This window comes from Acidovorax sp. GW458-11-26-14-TSB4 (assembly GCF_059423865.1).
The window spans coordinates 98,185-123,150 of sequence record NZ_JBWKYR010000008.1; the positions used below are offsets into that span (position 1 = coordinate 98,185).

A 24,966-nucleotide genomic window follows, 5' to 3' on the forward strand; every position below is an offset into this window, starting at 1 on the left:
TACTCAATCACGGCGCCATGGCCGCATCGTGCAGCACAAGGCCCAGGTAAACCAGGTTGGGGATCGGGTGATCCTTGAAGGGGGTGTCAGGCGGCGGGGACCTTCGCCACCCAATCTGCGGGTCCCGTGCCAGCGCAGTTTGGCGGGCCCCATGGCATGGCGGCAATACCGCTGCACCCCGCAGCCCGGCCGCAGGGTGCGGGCCGGACAGCCCGCTATTGTCGCCGATACCGGGCAAACCCTGTAGGCAACTATCTACGGAGCGGCCGCAGCCACCTCGTACCAGGCCCAGCCTTCATGCCGGCCCAGCAGGCGCAGGCGCGGGTTCTCGCCCAGCTCCAGGACCAGCTCGCTGGCCATCACCACCTGGGCGCCGGCCTGGGCAAAGTCGAAACGCCGCGGATCGACCAGCACGCGCACGCTGTCGGGCGTGGGGTTCACCACGCGGTAGCTGGCCGGGGGCGGCATGACTTCCTGCACAAAGCTCAGGTGCTGGTACCGGTTTACCGTGTCCTGGTCCTGCGCTGGCAGGTGCATGCCGCGCCAGACACTGGGCTGGGGGTAGTAGAACACCCCGTTCACCATGGGCACGCCGGCAGCTGCCAGCGTCATGGCATTGGAGGTGCTGGGGAACAGTGCCAGCACGCGCCTTGGCCGGGCCTTGCCATCGGAGCCGGGAGGGCCCATGACATGGCGCTGCACCGCCTCGTTCAACGCCACGTGTGGAGGGCCCAGGCCCACGGGATTGAAATCAACCGTGGCAGCCACGTACACCACGGCGGTCAGGACGATGGAATGCGCCACCTTGCCCTGCACCAGCCAGTACGCCATCAGTCCGACGGCCACGGCCATGCTGGCCAGCAAGGTGGTGCTCAGGTGGGGATGGTAATCCTCCGGAACGCCCGCCATGGCCAGCGCCGCCACTGCGGCGCTGAGCAGGCCCAGCACCACCGCAGCGGTACGCCGCTGTGGTGGCTCCGGGGCGGCCAGGGTTCGGGCGCCCTCCTGCCAGGAGGGCAGGCAGGCCACCACCAGCAGGCAGGCCAGGGCCAGCGCGAGGTCGATGCGGGACGAGGACACGTAGTGCCAGAACATCGCCCTGGACAAGGCCAGCGGTATGCCCCAGATGGCGAACACCACCGCGAACACCGTGAAGCCCGCGCAGGCCGCCATCATCCAGCGGTGCGGCCCTTGCATGCGCAGGTGCCGCAGGCCCAGGAACCAGATGGCCAGCAGCAGCAGGATGTACGAGCCGAACTCGCTTTCATTGAAGACGCTGTGCTGCAGGTTGGACAAGGTATCGGCATTGCCGAAGCCACGCAGCAGCATCAGGGGAGACAGGTCGCCACCGCGCAGCGCGGCGCGCTGGCCGGGATAGACCGTGCTGCGCATGGCCGCGATGGCCTCGCGCGCGTCGGCCCACCAGAAGTAGAGCAGGGCCGCCATGAGCCCGGCTGCCAGCGCAAACGCCAGCGGCGTGTGCCGGCCCCAGGCAAGCTGCCGGCGGTTGTCGGCCAGCCAGGCAGCCAGCACCACGGCATACAGCGTGGCCACGGTGATCTGCCAGGGCGGGTACAGCACCAGCGCAAATCCGGCCAGGAACCAGCCCAGCGCGATTGCCAGCCACCACAGGCGGGCGCCGGGCGGCTTGCGCAGCATGAGCAGGGTGGCGGCCAGCGCGCCCGAAGGGAAGAGCACCACATACAGCGGCCAATGGGACCAGCCCGCTGCGTAGGGCGCCACACAGAATAAGGCCGACAGCGCCAGGTTGCGGCCCGGGCGCCCCGGCGCCAGCACATCGAGCAGCCACCACAGCGCCAGCAGGCAGGCGAAGAACGGGAAGTACCAGTACCAGGCCAGGGCCTGGCCCAGCGGCAGGGCGAAAAAGCCCCAGGTCGCCGGGCGGGCCAGGGCCGACACATGCATCACGGGCACGCCTGTCATGCCGATGACCATCATGTTCTGGCCATCAAGGCCCAGGTTGCGGTTGACGACTGGAAAGGGCGGCACATGGTTGGCCTGCGCCAGCGCGCTGGCGGTGATCACCATCCAGTCGTCGGAGCGCACGCTGCGCGGCTGGCCTGCCACATGGGTCATGGCGCTGTCCTGCGACAGGAAGGGGTGCGGGCCCTGGTCCGTGCGGCCCAGCAGCAGTTCCAGCGACGAACCCGTGGCGCCGATGCCCACCAGCACCAGGAAGATGCCCACGATGCCGCCTGCCACCACCCGGCGATGGCCGCCGACCCAGGTGCCCAGGCGCGCCTGCACGCGCCCGGAGCCGGGAAGCAGCAGCAGCGCAATGGCGCCGGCCACGGCGGCGGCGATCACCCAGTGCCGTGGCGGGGTACCTGGCCCGCTGATCTTGCCGGCCGCCGCCGAGGAAGCCTGGACGTTGAAGCGGGCGCCGTCGTCGAACCGGGCAATCACCGAAACCGGCTGCTCGCCGCCCTCCAGGTAGCGCGGGTAGCGCAGCTCCAGCGCAAATTCCAGCGCGATGCGGTCTCCGTCCTGGAAATAGACCCCGACGCTGGAGCGGGTCTTGCGCTCGGGAATGGCGATGCGTTTCTCGGCGTCGCCGATGCGCACCACGAAGTCCTTGGGCAGGCGCTGGGTCCGGGAGTCGTAGCACCAGCCGGTGATGCGCACCATGCTTGTGGCGGCGTCGTACTCCACCGTGTCGACGAAGCCGTAGACGCCTGGCGGCAAGGGCTGCTGCGCCTGCGTGCCTGCCGGCCACAGAAGTGCCAGGGCCAGGACCATGGCCCAGGCGGCAAGCAGCCATGCGCTGGCCCCTGGCACTTTGCAGGCGCGCCATGCACTCATCGGGACGCTGCCACCGTGACCACGATGCCCGACATGATCAGGGCCGTGCCGACGAAGTAGCCGGGCGCGAAGCGTTCGCCGAAGAAGAAACGGCTGGCCAGCGGCACGACGATGAAGGCCAGCGCCATGAAGGGGTAGACCTTGCCCAGCTCGGCCTTGCGCAGGATCAGTACCCAGCCGATGGAGGTGATGCCGTACAGCACCATGGTGGCAAAGAACACGGCCAGGGTTTCGAGGGCGAAGAAGCTGCCGGTCTTGTTCATGGAGTTGGCGCTGACCTTGAACAGGATCTGGCCGATGGCAATGCCCAGCACGCAAAGGATGGTCAGGAAATAGACGTACATGGATCGGAATTTCGGGTGAAGGAGCGGGCCAGGCCCGGGGATGTTAAAGGAGCCGCAGCGCGTACCGCTCGGACAGGGTCGTGGCCAGGATATAGAGCGAGCCCAGGGCCAGGGCGGCCGTGAGCACGTGGGCCACGGTGCGCTGGGTCGGCGAAGCCGGCTGGCCCATGGGCCCCAGTGCGGTGGCGGCCAGCAGGGCGGGCACGATGAAGTACCTGCCCTGGATGCCGCTGATGATGGCGACCGGGTAATCGTTCCAGCTGATGGCCAGCGCGAGGAAGACCATGGCCGAACTGGCCAGCCCCACGATCAGCAGCAGCCCACGCGCGGCAGCATCACGCCGCAGGTAGCGCGTGGACCAGATGGTCATCGCCAGCGCCAGTGCCAGGGCGCACCAGATTGCCTTCATCGCATCCTTGGTGACTGCGGCGTCGAGCCAGCCCATCATGCCGACGAAGGAGTAGGCGTAGAAGTAGCCGGTATCGCTGTCAAGCAGTGTGTCGAGGACCAGGCGGGCAAATCCGAGCGGATCCTGCAGGTAGATCGCCAGGATCTCGATGGTGGCGTGGTTGCGCACCAGGCGGGCGTCCGCCGTGGTGGCGATGCCGTACAGGGTCCAGCCGGCGCAGGCCATGCACAGCGCGATCCAGGCCAGCAGGTGCGCGGCCGAGAACCGGCGCACCAGCAGCCACAGGGGCAGCAGCAGCAGCGGGGCGAGGTTGACGCGGGACGTCACGAGCAGCAAGGTGCAGGCGTAGAGGGCGTACTCCTGCAGCGGGTTCGCCTGCTCCCGCGGGGCCATGCAGCGCGCCGAGAACAGCGCAGCCAGCAGCAGCGCCGCGGCGATGCTCAGGCCGTCGATGGTGGGCGAGATGATCTGGAACACGGCCATGGGCATGAGCACCAGCGCGCGCACCAGCAGATTGGGCGTGAACACGCGCCAGGCCCAGGCGATCATGGCCAGCGCGGTGGCCGCTACCAGCAAGCGCGTGAGCTCGTAGCTGGCGCGCATCGACAGGTCGAGCGCGCGCGCGGTGCGCAGGCCCAGCGCATGGGGCAGGTAGATCAAGGGCGCGTAATAGCCCGTGCCCACGGCGTTGACGAACAGGTCCTTGTGCGCCCAGCGCTCCGCGGAAGCCTGGTCCATGAGGGCGCTGGCCGATGCCGTGTAGTCGCGCTCCGTGCCGGAGATGGCGCGCATGCGCGAGGTGAAGGCCATGAAGTTGCGGTCCACGTAGCCGCCCTGGTTGCCGACCTCGTCCGGCTCGTCCTTGCGCAGCGTCCACTGGCCGTGGGCGATCATGTCGGCGCGCAGAAGGTGCACATTCTCGTCAGGCGACTGGAAGGCGGGCACGAGCCGCATCAGGCCCCATGCCACCAGCAGCGCGAGCAGGAACGCCCCCACCAGCATGGGAAGGCCCCCCGTGCGCGGGCCGCGCAGGTCGAAACGAGCCGCCGGGCCGCGCGCCGCAAGGCGCCCGGCGGTGGGCTGGACGGAAGCGCTCATGCCTCAGCCGTCTTGCTGCCGAGTTCGATCTTCCTGTGCAGCACCTTGTGCAGTGGCCGCTGCGGCACCGAGGCGATGTCGTGCCCGATGAAGGCCAGCAGCAGCTGCAGCCCGGCGATGATGGGCAGGGCCGCCAGCATCACCGTGCCGGCCGAGGAGTAGGCCTGGTGGACGCTGGAGTTGACCCAGTGCAGCACGCCGAAGGCCGTGCCGAACAACACCATCAGCAGCCCCAGGGGCAGCTCGATCGAGGCCAGCGACATGTCGCGCAGGTAGTAGTTGTAGAAGATGCGCTTCGTGAAGTTGCGCAGGTGCTTGACCGTGAACTCGGGCAGGATCTTGCTGATCTTGAGGTTGCTTTCCTCATCCGCGTAATGGGCGTTCATGGGCACGTCCACCACCACCGCACGCAGGGTGTTCAGGCGGAACAGCATGTCCGTCTCGAAGAAATAGCGGCGGCTGATCTTGTCGAACGGCAGGTAGCTGGCCACGCGCGCGTGGATGGCGGTGTAGCCGTTGGTCGGGTCGAACACCTGCCAGTAGCCCGAGGAGATCTTGGTCAGGAAGGACAGGGCGGCATTGCCGAAGATGCGCATGCGCGGCATCTGGTGGATCTCTTCGAGGTCGAAGAAGCGGTTGCCCTTGGTGTAGTCGGCCTCGCCGCTCAGGATGGGGGCGATGAAGCCGGGCAAGAGCCGCGGGTCCATCTGGCCGTCGCCATCGACCTTGACGATGATGTCGTAGCCGGCCTCGATGGCGCGGCGGTAGCCGTGCATCACCGCACCACCCACGCCCAGGTTCTCGGGGTTGAAGACCACCTGCACGCGCGGGTCGGTGCAGTTCTGCTGGATGAAGGCGCCGGAGTTCACCGGGCACTTGTCGTCCACGGCAAAGATGCCCTGCACCTCGGGGCCGATGCGCTCGATGACGCCCAGCACGTGGGCGGTGACCTTGTAGCAGGGAATGACCACGGCAACGCGGGTGGGCGCCGGGGATACCGACAGGGCCATGGGGGCCGAGAGGGCCAGGGGAGGGGTGATGCTGTTCATGGCTGGACCAGCGCCTCCCGCGTGACGAGCAGCACCTGGTCTTCACCGGCGCTGGTATCGATCCAATAGACCGGCAGGTTCGGGAAGGCCGCTTCGAAGTGCGCGCGCTCGTTGCCGATCTCCAGCAGCAGCACGGCGTTCTCGCTCATGCGCGAAGGGGCATCCTTGAGCAGTTGGCGCACGAAGTCCATGCCGTCGGCACCGCCGGCCAGCGCCAGCTCGGGCTCGGCCCGGTACTCGGCTGGCAACTGCGCCATGCTGCCGGCATTGACGTAGGGCGGGTTGCACAGGATCAGGTCCCAGGGGCCGGGCAAGGCCGACAAGCCGTCCGACAGCTGCAGCGTGACCCGGTCCTGCAAGCCATGGCGGTCCACATTGATGCGCGCCACCTCCAGGGCATCGGCCGAGATGTCGGCGCCGGTCACGCTGATCTCGGGCCATGCCATGGCGGCCAGCACGGCCAGGCTGCCGTTGCCGGTGCACAGGTCCAGCACGCGGTGCGTCTGGTCGCTCAGGAACTCGTCCACACTGCCGTCGGCCAGCAGCTCGGCGATGAAGCTGCGCGGCACGATGGCGCGTTCATCCACATAGAAGGAGACGCCCTGCAGCCAGGCTTCGTGCGTGAGGTAGGCAGCGGGCTTGCGGGTGGCGATGCGCTCCTGCAGCAAGGCCTGCACCTGCGCCAGTTGCTCGGCCGTCACGCCCTGGGCGCCCACCGCGTCGGGGGCGTCCGACAGGTCGCTGGAAAGCGGCAACCCCAGGCGCCACAGCACCAGCCACGCGGCTTCATCGTGCGCATTGGCAGTCCCATGCCCGAAGGACAGGCCGGCCGAGTCGAGGAAGGCGGCTGCAGACTGCACCACGGCACCCACGGTGCCGCCCGTCAGCACCGCGCTCATGCGGCCACCGCCTGGGCGTGCAGGTTTTCCAGCGTGCGGCGGTAGATGTGGGTCAGCGGCTCGATGTCGGTCACCACGATGTGTTCGTCGATCTTGTGGATGCTCGCGTTGGGCGGGCCCAGCTCGATCACCTGGGGGCAGACCTGGGCGATGAAGCGGCCATCGCTGGTGCCGCCCGTGGTGGACAGTTCGGTGGTAATGCCGGTTTCGGCCAGGATGGCCTGCTGCACGGCGGTGACCAGTTCGCCCGGGGTGGTCAGGAAAGGCTGCCCCCCGAGGGTCCAGCGCAGCTCGTAATCAAGGCCGTGGGCGTCGAGCACGGCATGCACGCGCTTTTGGAGGCCCTCGGCCGTGGACTCGGTCGAGAAGCGGAAGTTGAAGTCCCACACCACCTCACCGGGGATGATGTTGGTGGCACCCGTGCCGCCATGCACGTTGCTCACCTGCCAGCTGGTGGGCGGGAAGAAGGCGTTGCCCTTGTCCCACTCGGTCGCGGCCAGTTCGGCCAGCGCCGGCAGGGCCTGGTGGATGGGGTTGCGCGCCAGTTGCGGGTAGGCGATGTGGCCCTGGATGCCGCGCACCGAAAGCTTGCCCGAGAGCGTGCCACGCCGGCCGTTCTTGATCATGTCGCCGGTGCGCTCCACCGACGTGGGCTCGCCCACGATGCAGTAGTCCAGGCGCTCGCCGCGCGCACTGAGCTGCTCGACCACGACCTTGGTGCCATCGACCGAGGGGCCTTCCTCATCGCTGGTGAGCAAGAGGGCCAGGGTGACCGCGGGATCGGGCGTGGCGGCCAGGAAGTCTTCCACGGCCACCACGAAGGCCGCGATCGAGGTCTTCATGTCGCTGGCGCCGCGGCCAAAGAGCTTGCCATCGCGGTGCGTGGGCACGAAGGGGTTGCTGGTCCATTGTTCCAGCGGGCCGGTGGGCACCACGTCGGTGTGGCCCGCGAACACCAAGGTCTTGGCCGCAGCACCGGCACCCGGGCGCCGCGCCCAGAGGTTGCTCACGCGGAAGTTGTCGGGGCCGCTGTCGATGCGCTCGCACACAAAGCCCAGGGGGGCGAGCCGTGCCGCCAGCACCTCCAGGCAACCCGCATCGTCGGGGGTGATGGAGGGCAGGGAGATCAGCTGTTCGGCCAGGTGCAGGGTACGGGACATCGCAGAAAAAGAGACAAGGATAAAAAGGACAGGTAGCGCGCGGTGCGCGCGCCGGGCTCAGGCGGCGGGTTTGACGTCGAGCACGATCTCTGTGAAGGACGGCGTGTCATCGGGCGCATCGCGCGATTCCTTCTGCGCCTTGGCGGCGTTGGCGGCCAGCGAGAAGTCGTTCTGCAGACGCCACATCAGGTTGGTGGGCGAATCGGCGAAGGCCAGGCCTTCCTTCTTGTCGATGCGCTTGTCGATGATCATGCGCGCCAGGTCTTCCTCGAAGGTCTGCGAACCTTCGGCCATGGACTTTTCCATGGCTTCCTTCACACCACCGAAGTCGCCCTTTTCAATGAGGTCGGACACCAGCTTGGTGTTGAGCATGACCTCCACCGCCGGCAGGCGGCCTCCGTCCATGGTGCGCACCAGGCGCTGGGAGATCACGGCCTTGAGCGCCGAGGCCAGGTCGCCCAGCATGGTCGGGCGCACTTCTACGGGGTAGAAGGACAGGATGCGGTTGAGCGCGTGGTAGCTGTTGTTGCCGTGCAGCGTGGCCAGGCACAGGTGGCCCGACTGCGCATAGGCGATGGCCGCGGACATGGTCTCGCGGTCGCGGATTTCGCCGATCAGGATCACGTCGGGTGCCTGGCGCAGCGCGTTCTTGAGCGCCGTCTGCAGCGACTGGGTGTCGCTGCCGATCTCGCGCTGGTTGACAATGGATTTCTTGTTGCGGAACTGGTATTCCACCGGGTCCTCGATGGTGAGGATGTGGCCGGTGAGCACCTCGTTGCGGCTGTCGATCATGGACGCGAGCGAGGTGCTCTTGCCCGAGCCCGTGGCACCCACCATCAGGATCAGGCCGCGCTTTTCCATGATCAGTTCCTTCATCACCTCGGGCAGCCCCAGAGTGGCGATTTCTGGAATCTGCTGCGAGATGAAGCGGATCACCACCGCATAGCTGCCGCGCTGGCGCATGGCGCTGATACGAAAGCGCCCCACGCCCGAGAGCGGCACGCCCATGTTGAGCTCACCGGTTTCCTCCAGCTCCTCGATGCGATCGGGCGGGACGATCTCGGACAGCAGGTTGCGCGGGGCATCCGGCGGCAGGATCTGGTTGTTGATCGGCACGCACTCGCCGTTGATCTTGATCAGCGCCGGGGCATTGGCCGACAGGTAGACGTCCGATGCCTTCTTTTCGCTCATCAGGCGAAGAATCCGCTCCATCGTGCTCATGGTGTTTCCCCTCTCGTTCGTTGGTGGGCCGGCGCCGGCCGCGTGCGCATGCGTGCTTCTCGGTGGCTGCGGGACGTGGGTCAGTCGCGCAGCAGGTCGTTGATGCTGGTCTTGGAGCGGGTCTGCGCGTCCACCTGCTTGACGATGATGGCAGCATACATGCTGTACGGCGCGCCGTTGGCGGCCGTCTTGGGCAGGTTGCCGCTCACCACTACCGAGCCCGTGGGCACGCGGCCGTAGCTGATCTCGCCCGTGGCGCGGTTGAAGATAGGGGTGCTCTGGCCGATGTACACGCCCATGCCCAGCACGGAGTGCTCTTCGATCACCACGCCTTCGACCACTTCGGAGCGCGCGCCGATGAAGCAGTTGTCTTCGATGATGGTGGGGCCGGCCTGCAGCGGCTCCAGCACGCCACCGATGCCCACGCCGCCGGACAGGTGCACGTTGGCGCCGATCTGCGCGCACGAACCCACGGTGGCCCAGGTGTCGACCATGGTGCCTTCGCCCACATAGGCGCCGATGTTGACGTACGAAGGCATCAGGATCGCGCCCTTGGCGACGAAGCTGCCGCGGCGGGCCACTGCTGGCGGCACCACGCGCACGCCGGTGGCCTTCATCTCGTCGGCCGACAGGTGGGCGAACTTGGTTGGAACCTTGTCATAGAAGCCCAGATCGCCGGACTTGACCAGCTCGTTGTCTTTCAGGCGGAACGACAGCAGCACGGCCTTCTTGATCCACTGGTGCACGGTCCATTGGCCCACAGCCTCGCGCGTGGCCACGCGCAGGGTGCCGTTGTTGAGTTCGGCGATCACGTGCTCGACGGCGTCGGCCACTTCCTTGGGGGCGGCTGCGGGCGAGATGCTGGCGCGGTTTTCCCAGGCGGCGTCGATGATGTTCTGGAGTTGTTGGGTCATGGAGTTCAAGCAGTACGGGATTGGATGAATTGGACGATGCGCATGGCCGCTTCGGCGCATTCCTCGGCCTCGGCCACCAGGGCCATGCGCACGCGCTGGGCGCCGGGGTTGAAGCCCCCGGCCTCGCGGGCCAGGTAGCTGCCCGGCAGCACGGTGACATTGTATTGAGCCAGAAGCTCGCGGGCGAACTCGACGTCGGTCATTTGCAGGGCGTCGGGCACCTTGGCCCAGAGGTAGAAACCGGCGTCGGGCAGGGCCACCTCCATCACGCCGGCCAGCAGCGGCGTGACCTGGGCGAACTTCCTGCGGTACAAGGCCCGGTTCTCGGTCACATGCTGCTCATCGCCCCAGGCAGCGATGCTGGCCGCCTGCACCACGGGGCTCATGGCGCTGCCATGGTAGGTGCGGTACAGCAAGAAGGCCTTGATCAGCTCGGCATTGCCGGCCACGAAGCCGCTGCGCAGGCCGGGCACGTTGCTGCGCTTGGACAGGCTGGTGAAGGAAATCAGGTTCTCGAAATCCTTGCGGCCGGCCTGGATGGCCGCCTGCAGGCCGCTCAGCGGCGGCTCGTCGCGGAAATAGATCTCGCTGTAGCACTCGTCCGAGGCGATGATGAAGCCGTGCCGGTCGCTCAGGGCAAACAGCTTCTGCCACTCGGCGAGCGGCATCACCGCACCCGTGGGATTGCCCGGCGAGCAGACGAAAAGCAGCTGCGTGCGCTTCCAGACCTCGGTCGGCACGCTGTCCCAGTCCACCGCGAAATTGCGTGCCGGGTCGCTGGGTGCGTAGTAGGGCGTGGCGCCCGAGAGCAAGGCCGCGCCTTCGTAGATCTGGTAGAACGGGTTGGGGCAGACCACCACCGGATCAGGCTTCGTCGGGTCGACGATGGTCTGGGCAAAGGCAAACAAGGCCTCGCGCGAACCGTTGATGGGCAGGACCTGGGTGGCAGGGTCCAGGCTCAGCGCATAGCGCTTGTGCAGCCAGGCGGTGAAGGCCTCGCGCAGGCGCGGCTCGCCGGCCGTGGCCGGGTAGCTGGCCAGGCCGCCGAGGTTGTTACTGAGTGCATCCTTGATGAACTGCGGAGTAGGATGGCGCGGCTCCCCCATTCCCAGGCTGATGGGGGAATACTGGGCCGGAGGCGTGACCCCGGCGAAGAGCTTTCGCAGCCGCTCGAACGGGTAGGGCTGCAGGTGGGAGAGCAGGGGGTTCATGGGCCATCATTATGGGCGATGCCGTGCCCGCCGGCCCGCAGGCGGCGGGCTTGGTGCGCTCCCGATGTGCGCTCCGGCACAAGTCCGGGAGCCTCCTATCGCAAACCCTGGGGTGGCGCAGCTTGTCAATCCCGCGTAAGGCGCGTGCCTAGTATGGTTGCGACCCCGGGAGCGTGCCTTGGCCGGGGTCACAACGATATCGGAGACAACATGGCAGGATTTGTTCCCATGCGGCCGGGCCTGTGGTGGATGCGGCGGCTGCATCTTCCGGCCAAGCTGGCCACACTGGCGGTGCTCATCGCCTGCACGTTGGCAGCGGCGCTGCTGGGCGCGCCCTGGTGGGTGGACCTGGCGGGGGGCGTGGTGGTGCTGTACGCGCTTTTGGCGCTGTACCTGAGCCTGGTGAGCGACATGGCGTCCCTGTCCGGCGCCATGGCGCGCATCACCGACGGCGACCTGTGCGTGCATGCCAGCACAGTCGGCACCGATGAGATGGCGCAGATGGCCAAGGCGCTGGACGCTATGGTGCTCCGGCTTTCTTCCATGGTGGCCGACATCCGCAGCAACGCCGCGCTGGTGGCCCACGCCGGCCAGAGCCTGGCCCAGGGCAACCGCGAACTGGCCGACCGCACCGAGCAGCAGGCCGCCAACCTGGAGGAAACCGCCGCCAGTGTGGAGCAACTCTCGTCCACCGTGCAGAACAATGCCCAGACGGCGCAGGGCGCCGACCAGCGCGCCGGCCAGATGCGCCAGGCCGCGGATACCGGGGCCGAGGCCATGGGCCGTGCCGTGCAATCGGTGCAGGCCATCCAGCAGGGCGCGCGCCGCATGACGGAGATCATCGGCACCATCGACGCCATTGCCTTCCAGACCAACATCCTGGCGCTCAATGCGGCGGTGGAGGCGGCCCGCGCAGGCGAGCAGGGCCGCGGCTTCGCCGTGGTGGCCTCCGAGGTGCGCACGCTGGCCCAGCGCTCGGCCACCGCTGCGCGCGAGATCCGCGAGCTGATCAACGACTCGGTCACGCAGGTGGAGTCCAGCGCCGGCCTGATCCGCACCGCCGGCGATGGCATCACCGAGATGGCGGGCGGCATGCGCAGCGTGGCCGCCAGCATGTCGGAGATATCGAGCTCCAGCGCCGAGCAGAGCACGGGCCTGCGCGAGATCAGCAGCGCCGTGCAGCAGCTCGATCAGATCACCCAGCGCAACGCGCAGATGGTCAGCCAGGCCGTGGGCCAGGCCGAGGCGCTGGAGAGCCGGGCCTCCACCCTGTCGCGCGCAGTGTCGGCGTTTCGCCTGCAGCAGGGCACGGCCGAAGAGGCGGTGGCCCTGGTCAAGCGTGCCACGGCCCTCTACAAGGGCACATCACGGGACCAGTTCCTGGCGCGCGTCACCGACAAGAGCCAGCCCTTCAACGACCGCGACATGTATGTCTTCGTGCTCGATGCCGGGGGCACCTACCGGGCCTTCGGCGGCAATCCGGCCAAGGTCGGCACCCGGGTGCAGGACATTCCCGGCATCGACGGAGACCGGTTGATGGCGGAAATTGCGGCCCAGGCGGACGTTGGACCGGGCTGGGTGGAGTACGACATCACCAACCCGGCCACCGGCGCGGTGCAGACCAAGATGTCCTTCGTGGAGCGGGTGGGCGACCTGTACCTGGGCTGCGGCGTGTACAAGGCCCTGGCGGCACGCTGATATCCGCGGCGCTCAGCGCTGCGCGCGCTGCTCCCGGGCGCGGGCCATGGCCGCGGCAATGGCTGCCTTGCGGGCCTGGGCCGCCGCTGCGTCGCTTGCGGGTGCCGGGGCGGTGGCACCGGAGGGGGCCGCAGTGGCCTCATCGTCCTGCGGCTCTTCGGCCGTGCCCAATGCCACCCGCAGCTTGTGGGCCGCATAGCGTGCGCGTGCATGGCCGGCCAGCACCGGGCTCCACGCGGCCCAGCCAGTGGCCTGGCCGGTCACGGTTTCCAGGCTGATGCAGTCCACCGGGCAGACGGGAATGCACAACTCGCAGCCGGTGCAATGCGCCTCGATCACGGTGTGCATGCGCTTGTTGGCGCCCAGGATGGCATCCGTCGGGCAGGCCTTGATGCACAGCGTGCAGCCGATGCACCAGTTCTCGTCGATCACCGCCAGGGCGCGGGGCGCCTCCAGGCCGTGCTCCACGCTCAGTGGCAGCACCGGCCGCCCGGTGATCGCCGCGAGCCGGGCGACCCCCTCGGCCCCGCCAGGCGGGCACTGGTTGATGGGAACCGCCTCGAAAGCGATGGCCTGCGCGTAGGCCGCACAGTCCGGATAGCCGCAGCGGGTGCACTGCGTCTGCGGCAGGGCTGCGTCCAGGCGGGCCGCCAGCGCATGCGCAGCCGGCCCTGCAGGTGGTGAAGGGATGGGGGTGTGGGCGTCCGGCTGCGGGTTCAAGCCTTGCGTGCCGCCGTGGTGCGGCGGGTACGCGATGCGGGAGCTGCAGTGACTGCGGCCTTGGCCACCGGCGCCTCGGGTTCCGGGGCTGCTGCAGCACCGGTGGCAGGGGCCGCAGCCTTGACGGCTGCCTTGGCCGGCACCTTCTTCGCCACGGCCTTGGTGGCGGCTGCCTTGCGCGGCGGTGCGGGCGGGTTGTCGTCGGGCATCTCGGTCACGGCGGCAGGGCGGGGCGCCTTTTTCTGCGGCACCTCGTGCGAGAGGATGAACTTGCGCACTTCGGGGTACACGATCTCGCGCCAGCGCCGGCCGCTGAAGATGCCGTAGTGCCCGGCGCCCTTGGCTTCCAGGTGGCGCTGCTCCTTGCGCACGATGCCGGTGCACAGGTCGTGTGCGGCTTCGGTCTGGCCCGAGCCGGAGATGTCGTCCAGCTCACCCTCCACCGTGAACAGGGCGGTGGTCGTGATGTCCTGCGGGCGCACGCGCTCGACCTTGCCCTCGGGCGAGCGCACGTCCCAGGTGCCGTTCACCAGCTTGTACTCCTGGAACACGGTCTCGATGGTTTCCAGGTAGTAGTCGGCGTCCATGTCGAGCACGGCGTTGTACTCGTCGTAGAACTTGCGGTGGGCCTCGGCGCTGGCGTCGTCGCCCTTGATCAGGTCCTTGAAGTAGTCGTAGTGGCTGGACGCATGGCGGTCCGGGTTCATGGCCACGAAGCCGGTGTACTGCAGGAAGCCGGGGTAGACGCGGCGGCCCGCGCCAGGGAAGTTGTCGGGCACGCGGTAGATCACATTGTTCTCGAACCACTCGTAGCTGCGGTTCGTGGCCAGATTGTTCACCGCCGTGGGCGACTTGCGCGCGTCGATCGGGCCGCCCATCATGGTCATGGTCAACGGGGTCTTCTCGCCGCGGCTGGCCATCAGCGAGACGGCGGCCAGCACCGGCACCGTGGGCTGGCAGACGCTGATCACGTGGCAGTTGCCATAGGTGGCCTGCAGGTGGCGGATGAACTCCTGCACATAGTTCACGTAATCGTCCAGATGGAATTCACCGTCGGACAGGGGCACCAGGCGGGCGTTTTTCCAGTCGGTGATGTAGACCTTGTGGTCCTTGAGCAGGGTGCGCACCGTGTCGCGCAGCAGCGTGGCGTAGTGGCCCGACAGCGGGGCAACCACCAGCACCACGGGCTGGGCCTTGATCTTGATCAGTGTGTCGGTATCGTCCGAAAAGCGCTTGAATCGGCGCAGTTCGCAGAACGGTTTGTCCAGTTCGATGTTCTCGTGCACCGCCACGCCCACACCGTCCACGTCCACCGTATGGATATCGAAGGACGGCTTTTCATAGTCCTTGCCCAAGCGGTACAGCAGATCGTAGCCGGCGGACATGCGCTGGGCGAAAGGCGACTGGCTGAAGGGAGACAGTGGGTTGCTGAAAAGCTTGGCTGCCGCCTGCGCGAAGTCGGTGACCGGCTCCATCAGGGAGCGCTGGGTTTCGTAGATCTGGTAGAGCATGGGGTCGAAACTCCGTTATGTTGCAGTGCAATATAGCAGCACTTGGTTACCTCTGCATGCGGGAAAACCACCTAGCCCCAGTCGCCTTGGTGACAGCGCTATCCATCGGCAAAGAAAGGGCCGCATAAGCATTTTGGCGAAAGCGTTTGCTGCTATGGTTTTTAGCAGCTAAACCATGCTTGCGACCGGGCCGGTGAGGGCCCCGGGGGGGCGTGACCGTTACACGTTGTCCGCCAGCCAGGCCTCGAAGGATTCGCGCGCCACATTGCGCAGCGCCGGGCGGAACACCGTGCGGTTGGACAGGTACAGGCAGTGCCGTATCACTGTATAGGGGTTGAAGCTGCCCTCTGGGTTCTGCTCTTCGAAGTACTGCTTGTAGCGCTTGACGGTGCCCACCGTTTCCCGCATCAGGGTGTTGAAGCGTGCGCGGGTGATGCCCGGCGACCAGGCCTGCACGTCGTCCACGAAGCTGTCCACCTTGGCGGGGTCGAACTCGAAGTCCTTGAAGAAATGGGTGGCGATCTTCAGAAAGGTGAAGGCGTTGAGCTCGCTGCCCAGCGCAGAGGGCTTGGAACTGGCAGCGGTGTCCTCCATCTCCGCGCCGGCTTCCACCGTCTCGTCGGGGGCCTGCAGCAGTTCTGCGGCGGTTTCGTCGCGGATCTGGCGGAATTCGCGGTCGGCCAGCTCAAACAGGGCCGACAGCACATTGATGCGCCGCTTGAGCTGCCCGGGGATGGATTTCTTGTACTTGATCTTGTGGTCCAGCACGCTCCAGGAGTCCTGGATGATGGTGCGTACCTGCAGCTCGAAGGGCTGCTCGGCGTGGGCCGCCAGTGCCGGCAGGTCGCGCCTGCCGGGGCGCAGGTCCAGGTGCAGTCCCTTGTAGCCGAAGGAGGCCTCGGTGCTTTCAACGGCCGAGGCCTTGTCGGTCACGTCGATCACCGCAAAATGGCTGCGCACGATCTGCGCCACCTTCTCCAGTTCATCCTCGTACAGGCAGACCACGCGCACGCCCACCAAGTCGGTGATCCAGTGCTGGATCTCGTAGGGCGTGTTGCTTTCCTCCAGGCCGGGCCGGTACTTGCGTGTGAACTTGCGGACGCACTCGTCCACATCCTTCACGCGCCCCTCCACCTTGGACACGTCGACGCTGCGGGCAGCGGCCACCACGTCGGCGATGGTGGCGGTGAAGGCCGCGCATGCCTCCTCCAGCGCGGGTCTCTGGGCTGCGTAGAACGCACGGAACCGGGACTCTTCCCGTTCAAAATCAAGCGATGCCATGGATGGGTCTGCAAAGGCCGGGAACACCGGGGAATGCGAAAAAATTGCCATGCAGACGATACTCCGTTTCTGGCCGCCGGGATGTCGGCGGATGCCGCGCTGCGGCACAAGTTCACGGGGAGCACGCCTGTGCAATGCACCGGGTGACCTCGCTTGGCAGCTTGGGCTGAAACCTGATAATGGGCAGGCACGTCACCTGTGTCCCGCTGGGGCGCGGCCGCTGCTGCCCTGTCCCATGCGATGACACCAGAACAACACCAGGTCCCCGCATCCACGCAATCCGAGACGCTCCAGGACGCCCCTGCCAGCCAGCGCTGGCTGGTGCTGGTGTTGCCGCCGCTGATGGCCTGCATGGTGCTCGGGGCCACCGCACTTTACTGGTACCGGGCACACAGCGAATCCGCAGAGAAGCAGCGGGCCAACTTCCATGCGGCGGCCGAGCAGATCGCCTACAACCTGCGCGATCGCATGTCCACCTACGAAGTGATGCTCAGGGGGGTGCAGGGCTATGTGGACGGGTCCGAGCGCATCGAGCGCAGCGAATTCCAGTCCTACGTCGATGCGCTGCAGATGCAGCAGACGCGCCCGGGCCTGCAGGGCATCGCGCTGGTCATGTTCGTTCAGGGCAGCGGCCTGCCAGCGCATCTGGCCGACATGCGCGGCCGCGGCTTTTCCGGCTACGGCGTGCACCCGCCGGGCGGGCGGGCGCAGTACGCCCCCATCACCCACATCGAGCCGCTGGAGGGCCGCAACCTGGAGGCTTTGGGCCTGGACACCCTCACGCTGCCAGTGGCGCGCGAGGCCCTGGAGCGGGCCCGCGACTCGGGCCGGCTGGCTCTGTCCGGCCTGCTCGGGCCCCTGTCGCCGGGCGTGCCGCCGCAGGGCGAGGTGGGCTTGTTCCTTCCGGTCTATTCCACGCTGCTGGAGGCCGAATCCCTGTCGGGACGCCGCCGCGCCATCCGGGGGTGGGTGGCGGCGCCGTTTCGCGTGGACGACGTGGTCCAGGGCCTCTCGCGCGAGTTCGATCCGGACATCGCCCTGGCCATCTACGACGGCGAAGACCCTGCGCCCGCAGCCCTGCTGCATGGCGATGCCGGGCTTCAGGAGCAGGCGCTTGCCCGCGGTGCCCTGCAGGTCAGCCGCCGCCTGGAGGTGGGCGGGCGCACCTGGACGCTGCTGATGGCGCCGCTCCCGGCGTTCGATCTGCGCCACGAGGACCAAGGCCACCACATGGTGGCCGTCATGGGCGCCTTTCTAGGCCTGCTGCTGGGCTGGATCGCCTGGGAACTGGCCACCGGCCGCGAGCGCGCGGTGGCGCTGGCGCGCCGCATGACGGCCCAGCTGCGCGGCGCGCGCGACGACCTGGAGAGCACGCTAAGTGCCATCCCCGACCTTCTGTTCGAACTGGACGGCGAAGGCCGCATCCACCATTGCCGCTCCGCGCGCATGCCGCAGTCGACCCTGGCCCCCGCGCAATTCGTGGGGCAGCGATTGCAGGACATCGTGCCGCCCGAGGAGGCTGCCGGTTGCCTGCACGCCGTGCGGGCCGCGCTCGCCAACGGGTATTCGGCGGGCCACCGCTACCACCTGGAGAGCGATGGCCAGACCCGCTGGTACGAGCTGTCCGTCGCGCGCAAGGAGGGCCACCATGCGGGCGAAGGAGCGCGTTTCGTGGCCCTGGCGCGCGACATCACCGAGCGCCAGCAGGCCGAGGCGCGCACGCACCAGTTGGCCTACTTCGATGCCCTGACGGGCCTGCCCAACCGCCGCATGCTGATGGACCGGCTCGGGTTGGCCCTGGCTGCGGCGCGCCGCAGCGGCCAGGTCGGGGCGCTGGTGTGCGTGGACCTGGACAACTTCAAGCAGATCAACGATGCGCGCGGCCACACCCTCGGGGACCAGTTGCTGGTGGAGGTGGCGCAGCGCCTCACCCGCCTGCTGCGCCCGGGCGACACCGTGGCACGCCTGGGGGGGGATGAGTTCGTGTTGCTGCTGCAGGGCATTGCCGCCGACATGGCCACGGCAGGGCGGCAGGCGCTGGCCGTGGCCGAGCGTGTGCGCGAGGCGCTGGAACTGCCCTACGCCATCGACACCCACCTCTACAGCAGCACCGGCAGCCTGGGGATCACCCTGTTCCCCAAGCGCGCGGAGCAAGTGGAGGACCTGCTGCGCGAGGCGGACACCGCCATGTACCGCGCCAAGGACCTGGGCCGCAACCGCATCCGCTTCTATGAGGCAGCCATGCAGGCCGACGTGCAGGAGCGCCTGGAGCTGGAGCAGGACCTCAAGAAGGCCATGGCCGAGGGGCAGCTGGCCGTTTTCGTGCAGGCACAGGTGGATGCGCGGGGGGAGGTGGTTGGCGGCGAACTGCTCATGCGCTGGAGCCATCCGGTGCGCGGCAGCGTGCCGCCGTCGCGCTTCATCCCGATTGCCGAATCCTCGGGGCTGATCCTGCCCATGGGCGCCTGGATGATCGAGAAGGCCTGCGACGCCATTGCGCAGCTGCAGCGGCAGGGCATGCCGCTGTCGATCTCGGTCAACGTCAGCCAGCGCCAGTTCCGCCAGGACGACTTCGTCGAGCGCGTGCGCAACGTGCTGGCCCAGACCGGTGCCATGCCGTCCTGCCTGATCCTGGAGGTCACCGAAAGCCTGCTCATCGAGAACCTGGACGACACCATCGCCCGCATGACCGAGCTGGTGCGGCTCGGGGTGCGCTTTTCCATCGACGACTTCGGCACCGGCTATTCGAGCCTGGCCTACCTCAAGAGGCTGCCGCTGTACGAGCTCAAGATCGACAAGAGTTTCGTGCAGGACACGCCCGGCGACCCCAGCGACACGGCCATCGTGCAGTCCATCCTCTCGGTGGCGCGGCACCTGAACCTGCGCGTGGTGGCCGAAGGGGTGGAAACCCAGGCCCAGGCAGACTTCCTGGCCGCCAGCCAGTGTGATTGCCTGCAGGGCTACCTGTTCTACCGCCCGGAGCCGCTGGCCGGCTGGCTCGAGCGCCTCAGGCGGGCTCGGGCTCCTGGATCGTAGCCTGCGCCAAAGCGTAGACCTCGCGTGCGGGCCGGTCCTTGAGCAGGTGGTTGCTCCAGACCTGGCGCCACAGGCGTGCGCCGCGCAGGCCGTGGCGCAGGCCCAGCATATGGCGCGCGATGTGGGCCCAGGGGGTGCCGTACTGGGCCGCTTCGCGCTCCATGTACTCCACCATGGCCAGCTCCACTTCCTCGCGCGTCAGCGCGCAGGGCTGCCCGCCGTAGTAGAGCTGGTCCCAGCGGGCCAGCCACCAGGGGTTGTGGTAGGCCTCGCGGCCGATCATCACGCCGTCCAGGTGCGCGAGCTGCTCCAGCACCACCTCGTCGGCCTGGATGCCGCCGTTGATGGCAATGGTCAGGTGCGGGAACTCGGCCTTGAGCCGGTGCACGACTTCGTAGCGCAGCGGCGGGATGTCGCGGTTCTCCTTGGGCGACAGGCCCTGCAGCCAGGCATTGCGCGCATGCACGATGAACACCGTGCACCCCGCATCGGCCACCGTGCCCACGAAATCGCGCACGAAACCGTAGTCCTCGACCTTGTCGATGCCGATGCGGTGCTTGACCGTCACCGGCACGTCCACCACGTCCTTCATGGCCTTCACGCCATCGGCCACCAACTGCGGCGCCTTCATCAGGCTGGCACCGAAGGCGCCGCGCTGTACCCGGTCGCTCGGGCAGCCGCAATTGAGGTTGATCTCGACATAACCCCACTGCGCACCCAGCCGCGCGGCCTGCGCCAGCAGCTCAGGTTCGTTGCCGCCGAGCTGCAGGGCCACGGGGTGCTCCTCGGCATTGAAGCGCAGGTGCCGTTCGGTGCCGCCGTGGATGATGGCGCCCGCGTTCACCATTTCGGTGTACAGCAGGGTCTGGCGCGTCAGCAGCCGGTGGAAATAGCGGCAATGGCGGTCCGTCCAGTCCATCATGGGGGCGACGGACATCCGCCAGGGGCTGAATTCGGCAGGCGGGGCGGCGGTGGGGGCGAGGGGGCTGTGGTCCAAGGCGAAAAACCGGTGTTGCAGGGGGCTGTGGGCGCCCAATGGGTTGACGACCTGCATTTTCTCAGGTCTTGGGGCAGCATCTTGGTGCAGGGGCTTCGGGATGTGGCGAAGCAGCAAGGTCTTCGGCATCGGGGCCCATTTTTCCAACAGCGCCAAGCCGCCACTGACGACGCCACTCCCATGGGTTCCCTCGGATGGTGGTTCATACCCAGAAGTCCCCAGGGATGAAGCCCCGGTGAAAGACTGACCGGGCTACCTGCGGACGCTGAAGTCCATGGCCGAGGAAGCTGCACGCCAGACCCCCTGGACCCGGAGGGAGGTCGCGGTGAGGTCGAGCTGATAGAGCTTGTTCACGCGGCAGAACTGCCCTGAGACGGACAGCGGCGCATAGCCGCCGCCCGGCGTGCCGGCGAGCACGGGCAGCCGTTCCTCGCGCGGACCGGCCCCGCTCAGGTCTGCCACCACCGCCGCCAGGTCCGCGATCCCATCGCCGTTGAGGTCCCCCTCGGCGCCGGTCCAGATATGGAACCCCTTGGAGGCCAGTGACATATCCACCGCAGCCTGCAGCCGGGCAGGGCGCCCGGCGTCCTGCGCCAGGGCAGCGCCCGCTGCGCAACCCTGGGTTGCCAAGGTGCATGGCAGGCGCAGGGACCGCATGGACTGAGTCTGCACAAGCCCAGCCGGTCCCTGGGGTCAGCGCGCCCCCGGCTTTTGCTGGTACAGGCCCTCGATGGCCTGCGCGAAGTGCGCCATGAGCGGCGCGCGCTTGAGCTTGAGCGTGGGCGTCATGAAGCCGTTCTCGATGGTCCAGGGTTCCAGCACCAGGTGCACGGCGCGCGGCACGGCATAGCGTGCGAAGCTGGCGGTGCTCTTTTCGATGCGTGCCAGCACGGCGCGGTGCACGGCGGGGTTGTTCAGGCTGGCGGGGTCGCGCGCGGGCAGGCCCAGGTCGCCGGCCAGGCGCTCCCATTCGTCGCGGCGCAGCACGGCCACGGCGGCGATGAAGGGGCGGTTCTCACCCAGCACGAAGGCCTGCTCCAGCAGCGGGTCGGCCAGCAGGGCCAGCTCCAGGTCGCCCGGCGGCACCTTCTCTCCGGTGGAGGTGACGATGATCTCCTTGATGCGGCCCCGGATGAAGATGCGCCCATCCACAATGTCGGCCTGGTCGCCCGTGCCCAGCCAGCCATCGGCAGACAGGATGCGCGCCGTGTCTTCGGGGCGCTTCCAGTAGCCTTTCATGACGATGGGGCCGCGCACCTGCAGCTCGCGGTTCTCTCCGATGCGCACCTCCAGGCCGGGCAGGGCCCGGCCCACACAGGCCGGGTCGTTGTCCGTGAGCGAGTTGACCGACACCACGGGCGCGGTCTCGGTCATGCCGTAGCCCTGCACCAGCGGCAGGCCCAGCCCGAGGAAGCACTTGGCAATGGTGGGCGAGAGCGGGGCGCCGCCGCTCACGGCCACACGCACCCGGCCGCCGAACTGGGCCAGCAGGGGCTTGGCCACCAGGGCCTGCAGCAGGCCCCAGGGCAGGGCGTTCATCCAGCCGCCGGCAGGGTCTGCCTCGGGCACGGGCAGGCCCTGCGCTGCGCAAAAGCGCTGCCAGCCCTTGGATTGCGCCGCTTCGTAAAGCTGCATCTTCCAGGGCGAAGGCGAGAGCTTTTCGAGCAGCTTGGCGTGGATGCGCTCGTAGATGCGCGGTACCGAAACCAGCACCGTGGGGCGGATGGTCTGCAGGTCCTCGGCCAGTTGCGCCACCGATCGCGCATAGGCCACCGAGCTGCCGGCCGCAATCGGCAGGTAGTAGCCGCCCGTGCGCTCGAAGGTGTGCGACAGCGGCAGGAAGGACAGGAACACGTCGTCCACCGTGGGCGCAATGCGTTCCAGCACGGCCTTCACGTCGCTCACCACATTGCGGTGCGTGAGCATCACGCCCTTGGGCTTGCCCGTGGTGCCCGAGGTGTAGACGACGGCGGCCAGGTCCTCGGGGCCCGGTTGCGCCGGCGGCGCCAGTTCCACAGCCTGGGCCGCGCCTTCGAGCCACTGGGCTAGCGAGCCCACGGCAGGGGCATGTGCGGAGGGCGGGGTGGCGGTGAACGATGGTTCCGGCTCGGTCACGATCACGGCCCGCAGCGCGGGGAATTCCGTGCCTGCGGCCTGGATCTTCTCCCACTGCGGGGCGCTGGCCACGATGAGCACCGAGGCCTCGCAGTCCGAGAGGATGTAGGCGATGCTGCCCGGGTTGTCGATGGCGTGCAGCGGCACCGGCACGCAGTTGCTGGCCAGGGTGGACTGGTCGGCGCACATGGCATTGAGGCCATTGGGCAGCAGAATGGCCACGCGGGCGCCGGCCGGCAGTTGCAGGGCCACCAGGGCACGCGACCAGCGGGCCACATGGGCGGCGGTCTCGGCCCAGGTCCAGGCCATCCAGGCCTGGGTCTGCGCGTCGAAGGCGCGGAAGGCGGGTGTGTCGGGCGTCTGGGTGGCGCGCCAGGTGAGAAGCTGGGGCAGCGTCTGGACGCTGCCGATGTCGGAAAAGGTGGAAGTCATCGGGTCGTTCGGGGCCTGGACGGCATGCACGGAGCCAGAGCGGTACCATCGGGTACCAACCTGGGGAAAACCCGCGCGATCATACCTATCCTGAGGGCACAAGCTGTGCTTCTTTGTTTCGCGCAACTGGGGGCATTGCGCAGCTCGGCCACAATCGCCGCATCCCTCCACGCCGCTTTGCCCGCCAGCGCTCCACCGATCCATGGACCCCATCACCATCTTTATCGTCGCGACGCTGATGATGCTGGCCAATGGCGGGGTGCTGGGCCTGATGCACCGGGACCTGCCGGTGTCGCTGCGGCCCTGTGCCGAGACCTGGCGCATCGCCACCTTGCTGCTGGCCGGCAGTGCCGTGCTGTATGCCGTGCAGTACGAGCTGCCGCTGGGCCTGGTCTCGCCCATGGCCAACGGCATGGTGATGCTGGGCTGCACCGGTTACTGGCGCGCGCTGCGCCAGTTCGATGGGGCACCCGACCGCTGGTGGATGTGGCTGCCCGCGCTGGCCGGAATTGGCGGCGTGGTCTGGTTCGCGGGCGTGCGGCCCGATACGCCCAGCCGTATCCTGCTGCTGTCCGGCGTGGTGGCTTTCGTCCTGATGGCCGGCACCCTGCAGCTCGTGCGCGGCGGCACGGGGGAGCGGGCGCGCAGCCGCAAGGCGCTGGCGGGCCTGTTCTTCCTGGTGGGCCTGTTCGTGGCCTTTCGTGCGGGCTACTTTCTGGTGCGGCGCGTGGGGCCGTCGTTCGACATCACCGGCGAGGGCGCCTGGATCAACACCGCCAGCCCGCTCGTCACGGCCCTGCTGCCGGTGGTGGGCACCACGGCCTTTCTGTTCATGTGCTCGCAGCGCATCGGCCGCCAGTGGGAGCTGGCCGCCGCCACCGACTACCTGACCGGCCTGGCCAACCGCCGCACCCTGTTCGCCGAAGGAGAGAGCCGCTTCGCCCTGGCACGCCAGGGCGGTGCGCACCTGGCATTGGCGCTGGTGGATGTGGACCACTTCAAGGCCATCAACGATGGCCATGGGCACGAGGTGGGCGACAAGGCCCTGCAGCACGTGGCCCGGCAGCTGCGTGCCTCGGCGCGCGGGCTGGACTTCGTGGCGCGCCATGGAGGAGAGGAATTCGTGGTGCTGCTGGACCTGGGGCAGCACGGCGATGCCCAGGCCGCCGGTGAGCGGCTGCGCCTGGCGGTGGCGGGTGCGCCGTTCACGGCGGACGGGGCCTCGCTGACCATCACCATCTCGGCCGGCATCGCCCTGCAGGCGGACGGCGACACCACGCTGGACCAGATACTGCGCCGCGCCGACGATGCGCTGTACACCGCCAAGCGCAGCGGGCGCAACCGGGTCGAACTGGCTTGAGGATCGCCTGACGAACGTCGGCTCAGGCCGCTGCTTCGAGCCCTTGGGCGAAGTGGGCCTGCATGGCTTGGGCGGTACCGGCCCCATCGCGCCGGGCCAGCGCGGCCATCACGGCGCGGTGCTCGGCCAGCGAATCCTCGATGCGGCCCTGCTTGAGCAGCGAATTGTGGCGGTTGAGCTTCATGACCTTACGCAGATCGGCCACCATCTGGCTGCGCCAGCGGTTGTCGGCCATCTCCAGCACCCGCATGTGAAAGCGCTCGTTCACGGCAAAAAAGCGCTCGCGCTCACCGGCGGCGCCCTCCAGTTCAGCGTGCAGGCCCTGCAGTTCCTGCAGCTGCGCCGGGGTGGCGCTGGTGGCCACCACGGCCGCAGCGTCGCTCTCCAGCAGACTGAGCAGGTGGTAGACGTCGCGCAGGTCCTTGTCCGACATCTCGGTCACATAGGCGCCACGGCGCACCTTCATCGTGACCAGGCCCTCGGCGGCCAGCACCTTGAGCGCCTCGCGCAGGGGCGTGCGGCTGATGCCGAATTCCTCGGCGATCTTGAGCTCGTCGATCCAGCTGCCGGGCTCCAGCTCGCGGCGGAAGATGCGCTGGCGCAATTGCTCAGCCACTTCTTCGTACAGGGCGCGGGGCGTGAGGGTCAGTGCAGACATGGACGGATTGTATGCTGCGAAGAATATTTT

Annotated in this window: 19 protein-coding genes; 3 read left to right on the forward strand and 16 right to left on the reverse strand. The window is 68.0% G+C overall.

What is annotated here, in order from left to right; all coding sequences use genetic code 11:
- Positions 1-255 precede the first annotated feature (255 nt).
- The 9 genes from AC07X5_RS17840 to dapC form a co-directional block, all read right to left on the reverse strand.
- On the reverse strand, positions 256-2,760 hold the full coding sequence (locus AC07X5_RS17840) for a DUF7657 domain-containing protein (protein ID WP_494771235.1): 2,505 nt from the start codon (positions 2,758-2,760) through the stop codon (positions 256-258).
- A gap of 59 nt (positions 2,761-2,819) precedes the next feature.
- Positions 2,820-3,167 carry a DMT family transporter gene (locus tag AC07X5_RS17845; RefSeq protein WP_409960815.1) on the reverse strand — a complete coding sequence of 116 codons (348 nt, stop codon included), beginning with the start codon at positions 3,165-3,167 and terminating at the stop codon, positions 2,820-2,822.
- Between the two features lie 43 nt (positions 3,168-3,210).
- Positions 3,211-4,674: a DUF2142 domain-containing protein gene (locus tag AC07X5_RS17850; protein ID WP_494771236.1), complete on the reverse strand. Its 1,464-nt coding sequence runs from the start codon at positions 4,672-4,674 to the stop codon at positions 3,211-3,213.
- Positions 4,671-5,723 carry a glycosyltransferase family 2 protein gene (locus AC07X5_RS17855; protein WP_494771237.1) on the reverse strand — a complete coding sequence of 351 codons (1,053 nt, stop codon included), beginning with the start codon at positions 5,721-5,723 and terminating at the stop codon, positions 4,671-4,673. Before AC07X5_RS17855 ends, AC07X5_RS17850 begins: the two co-directional genes overlap by 4 nt.
- Positions 5,720-6,622: a 50S ribosomal protein L3 N(5)-glutamine methyltransferase gene (gene prmB, locus AC07X5_RS17860; protein ID WP_494771238.1), complete on the reverse strand. Its 903-nt coding sequence runs from the start codon at positions 6,620-6,622 to the stop codon at positions 5,720-5,722. The genes AC07X5_RS17855 and prmB overlap by 4 nt, the downstream gene beginning before the upstream one ends.
- Complete coding sequence (dapE, locus tag AC07X5_RS17865; RefSeq protein WP_494771239.1) at positions 6,619-7,782, reverse strand: succinyl-diaminopimelate desuccinylase; 1,164 nt, start codon at positions 7,780-7,782, stop codon at positions 6,619-6,621. The genes prmB and dapE overlap by 4 nt, the downstream gene beginning before the upstream one ends.
- A 57-nt stretch (positions 7,783-7,839) precedes the next feature.
- The gene (locus tag AC07X5_RS17870) at positions 7,840-9,003 is read right to left on the reverse strand and encodes a PilT/PilU family type 4a pilus ATPase (RefSeq protein ID WP_409960810.1); all 1,164 of its coding nucleotides are present in this window, start codon (positions 9,001-9,003) and stop codon (positions 7,840-7,842) included.
- An 80-nt stretch (positions 9,004-9,083) separates the two neighbouring features.
- Positions 9,084-9,917, reverse strand: a complete 834-nt coding sequence (gene dapD, locus AC07X5_RS17875; protein WP_494771240.1) for a 2,3,4,5-tetrahydropyridine-2,6-dicarboxylate N-succinyltransferase — start codon at positions 9,915-9,917, stop codon at positions 9,084-9,086.
- 5 nt (positions 9,918-9,922) lie between these two features.
- Positions 9,923-11,128, reverse strand: a complete 1,206-nt coding sequence (gene dapC, locus AC07X5_RS17880; protein WP_494771241.1) for a succinyldiaminopimelate transaminase — start codon at positions 11,126-11,128, stop codon at positions 9,923-9,925.
- Positions 11,129-11,338: 210 nt separating this feature from the next.
- Between dapC and AC07X5_RS17885 the strand changes: the two genes are divergently transcribed.
- Positions 11,339-12,826, forward strand: coding sequence for a methyl-accepting chemotaxis protein (locus AC07X5_RS17885; RefSeq protein ID WP_494771242.1), 1,488 nt, complete (start codon positions 11,339-11,341; stop codon positions 12,824-12,826).
- A gap of 12 nt (positions 12,827-12,838) precedes the next feature.
- Here AC07X5_RS17885 and AC07X5_RS17890 read toward each other — a convergent pair whose 3' ends face one another.
- The 3 genes from AC07X5_RS17890 to AC07X5_RS17900 form a co-directional block, all read right to left on the reverse strand.
- A complete protein-coding gene (locus AC07X5_RS17890) occupies positions 12,839-13,516 on the reverse strand; it encodes an RnfABCDGE type electron transport complex subunit B (RefSeq protein ID WP_494771336.1) in 678 nt (225 codons plus the stop codon).
- Between the two features lie 26 nt (positions 13,517-13,542).
- The gene (locus AC07X5_RS17895) at positions 13,543-15,057 is read right to left on the reverse strand and encodes a polyhydroxyalkanoate depolymerase (protein WP_494771243.1); all 1,515 of its coding nucleotides are present in this window, start codon (positions 15,055-15,057) and stop codon (positions 13,543-13,545) included.
- A gap of 219 nt (positions 15,058-15,276) precedes the next feature.
- Complete coding sequence (locus tag AC07X5_RS17900; protein ID WP_494771244.1) at positions 15,277-16,338, reverse strand: GTP pyrophosphokinase; 1,062 nt, start codon at positions 16,336-16,338, stop codon at positions 15,277-15,279.
- A 240-nt stretch (positions 16,339-16,578) separates the two neighbouring features.
- On the opposite strand from AC07X5_RS17900, the gene AC07X5_RS17905 reads away from it, so the two are divergent.
- Entirely contained in the window at positions 16,579-19,374 is a 2,796-nt protein-coding gene (locus AC07X5_RS17905; RefSeq protein ID WP_494771245.1) for a bifunctional diguanylate cyclase/phosphodiesterase, read from the forward strand.
- On the opposite strand, the gene dusA is transcribed toward AC07X5_RS17905, so the two are convergent.
- The 3 genes from dusA to AC07X5_RS17920 form a co-directional block, all read right to left on the reverse strand.
- A complete protein-coding gene (gene dusA / locus AC07X5_RS17910; RefSeq protein ID WP_494771337.1) occupies positions 19,346-20,311 on the reverse strand; it encodes a tRNA dihydrouridine(20/20a) synthase DusA in 966 nt (321 codons plus the stop codon). The two genes, AC07X5_RS17905 and dusA, sit on opposite strands and share 29 nt — an antisense overlap.
- Before the next feature lie 312 nt (positions 20,312-20,623).
- On the reverse strand, positions 20,624-20,920 hold the full coding sequence (locus tag AC07X5_RS17915; protein ID WP_494771246.1) for a hypothetical protein: 297 nt from the start codon (positions 20,918-20,920) through the stop codon (positions 20,624-20,626).
- Between the two features lie 144 nt (positions 20,921-21,064).
- Positions 21,065-22,918: an AMP-dependent synthetase/ligase gene (locus tag AC07X5_RS17920; protein ID WP_494771247.1), complete on the reverse strand. Its 1,854-nt coding sequence runs from the start codon at positions 22,916-22,918 to the stop codon at positions 21,065-21,067.
- Positions 22,919-23,120: 202 nt separating this feature from the next.
- Here AC07X5_RS17920 and AC07X5_RS17925 point away from each other — a divergent pair, with 202 nt between their 5' ends.
- The gene (locus AC07X5_RS17925) at positions 23,121-24,278 is read left to right on the forward strand and encodes a GGDEF domain-containing protein (RefSeq protein ID WP_494771248.1); all 1,158 of its coding nucleotides are present in this window, start codon (positions 23,121-23,123) and stop codon (positions 24,276-24,278) included.
- Positions 24,279-24,300: 22 nt separating this feature from the next.
- Here AC07X5_RS17925 and AC07X5_RS17930 read toward each other — a convergent pair whose 3' ends face one another.
- Positions 24,301-24,936, reverse strand: coding sequence for a GntR family transcriptional regulator (locus AC07X5_RS17930; protein ID WP_494771249.1), 636 nt, complete (start codon positions 24,934-24,936; stop codon positions 24,301-24,303).
- Positions 24,937-24,966 lie beyond the last annotated feature (30 nt).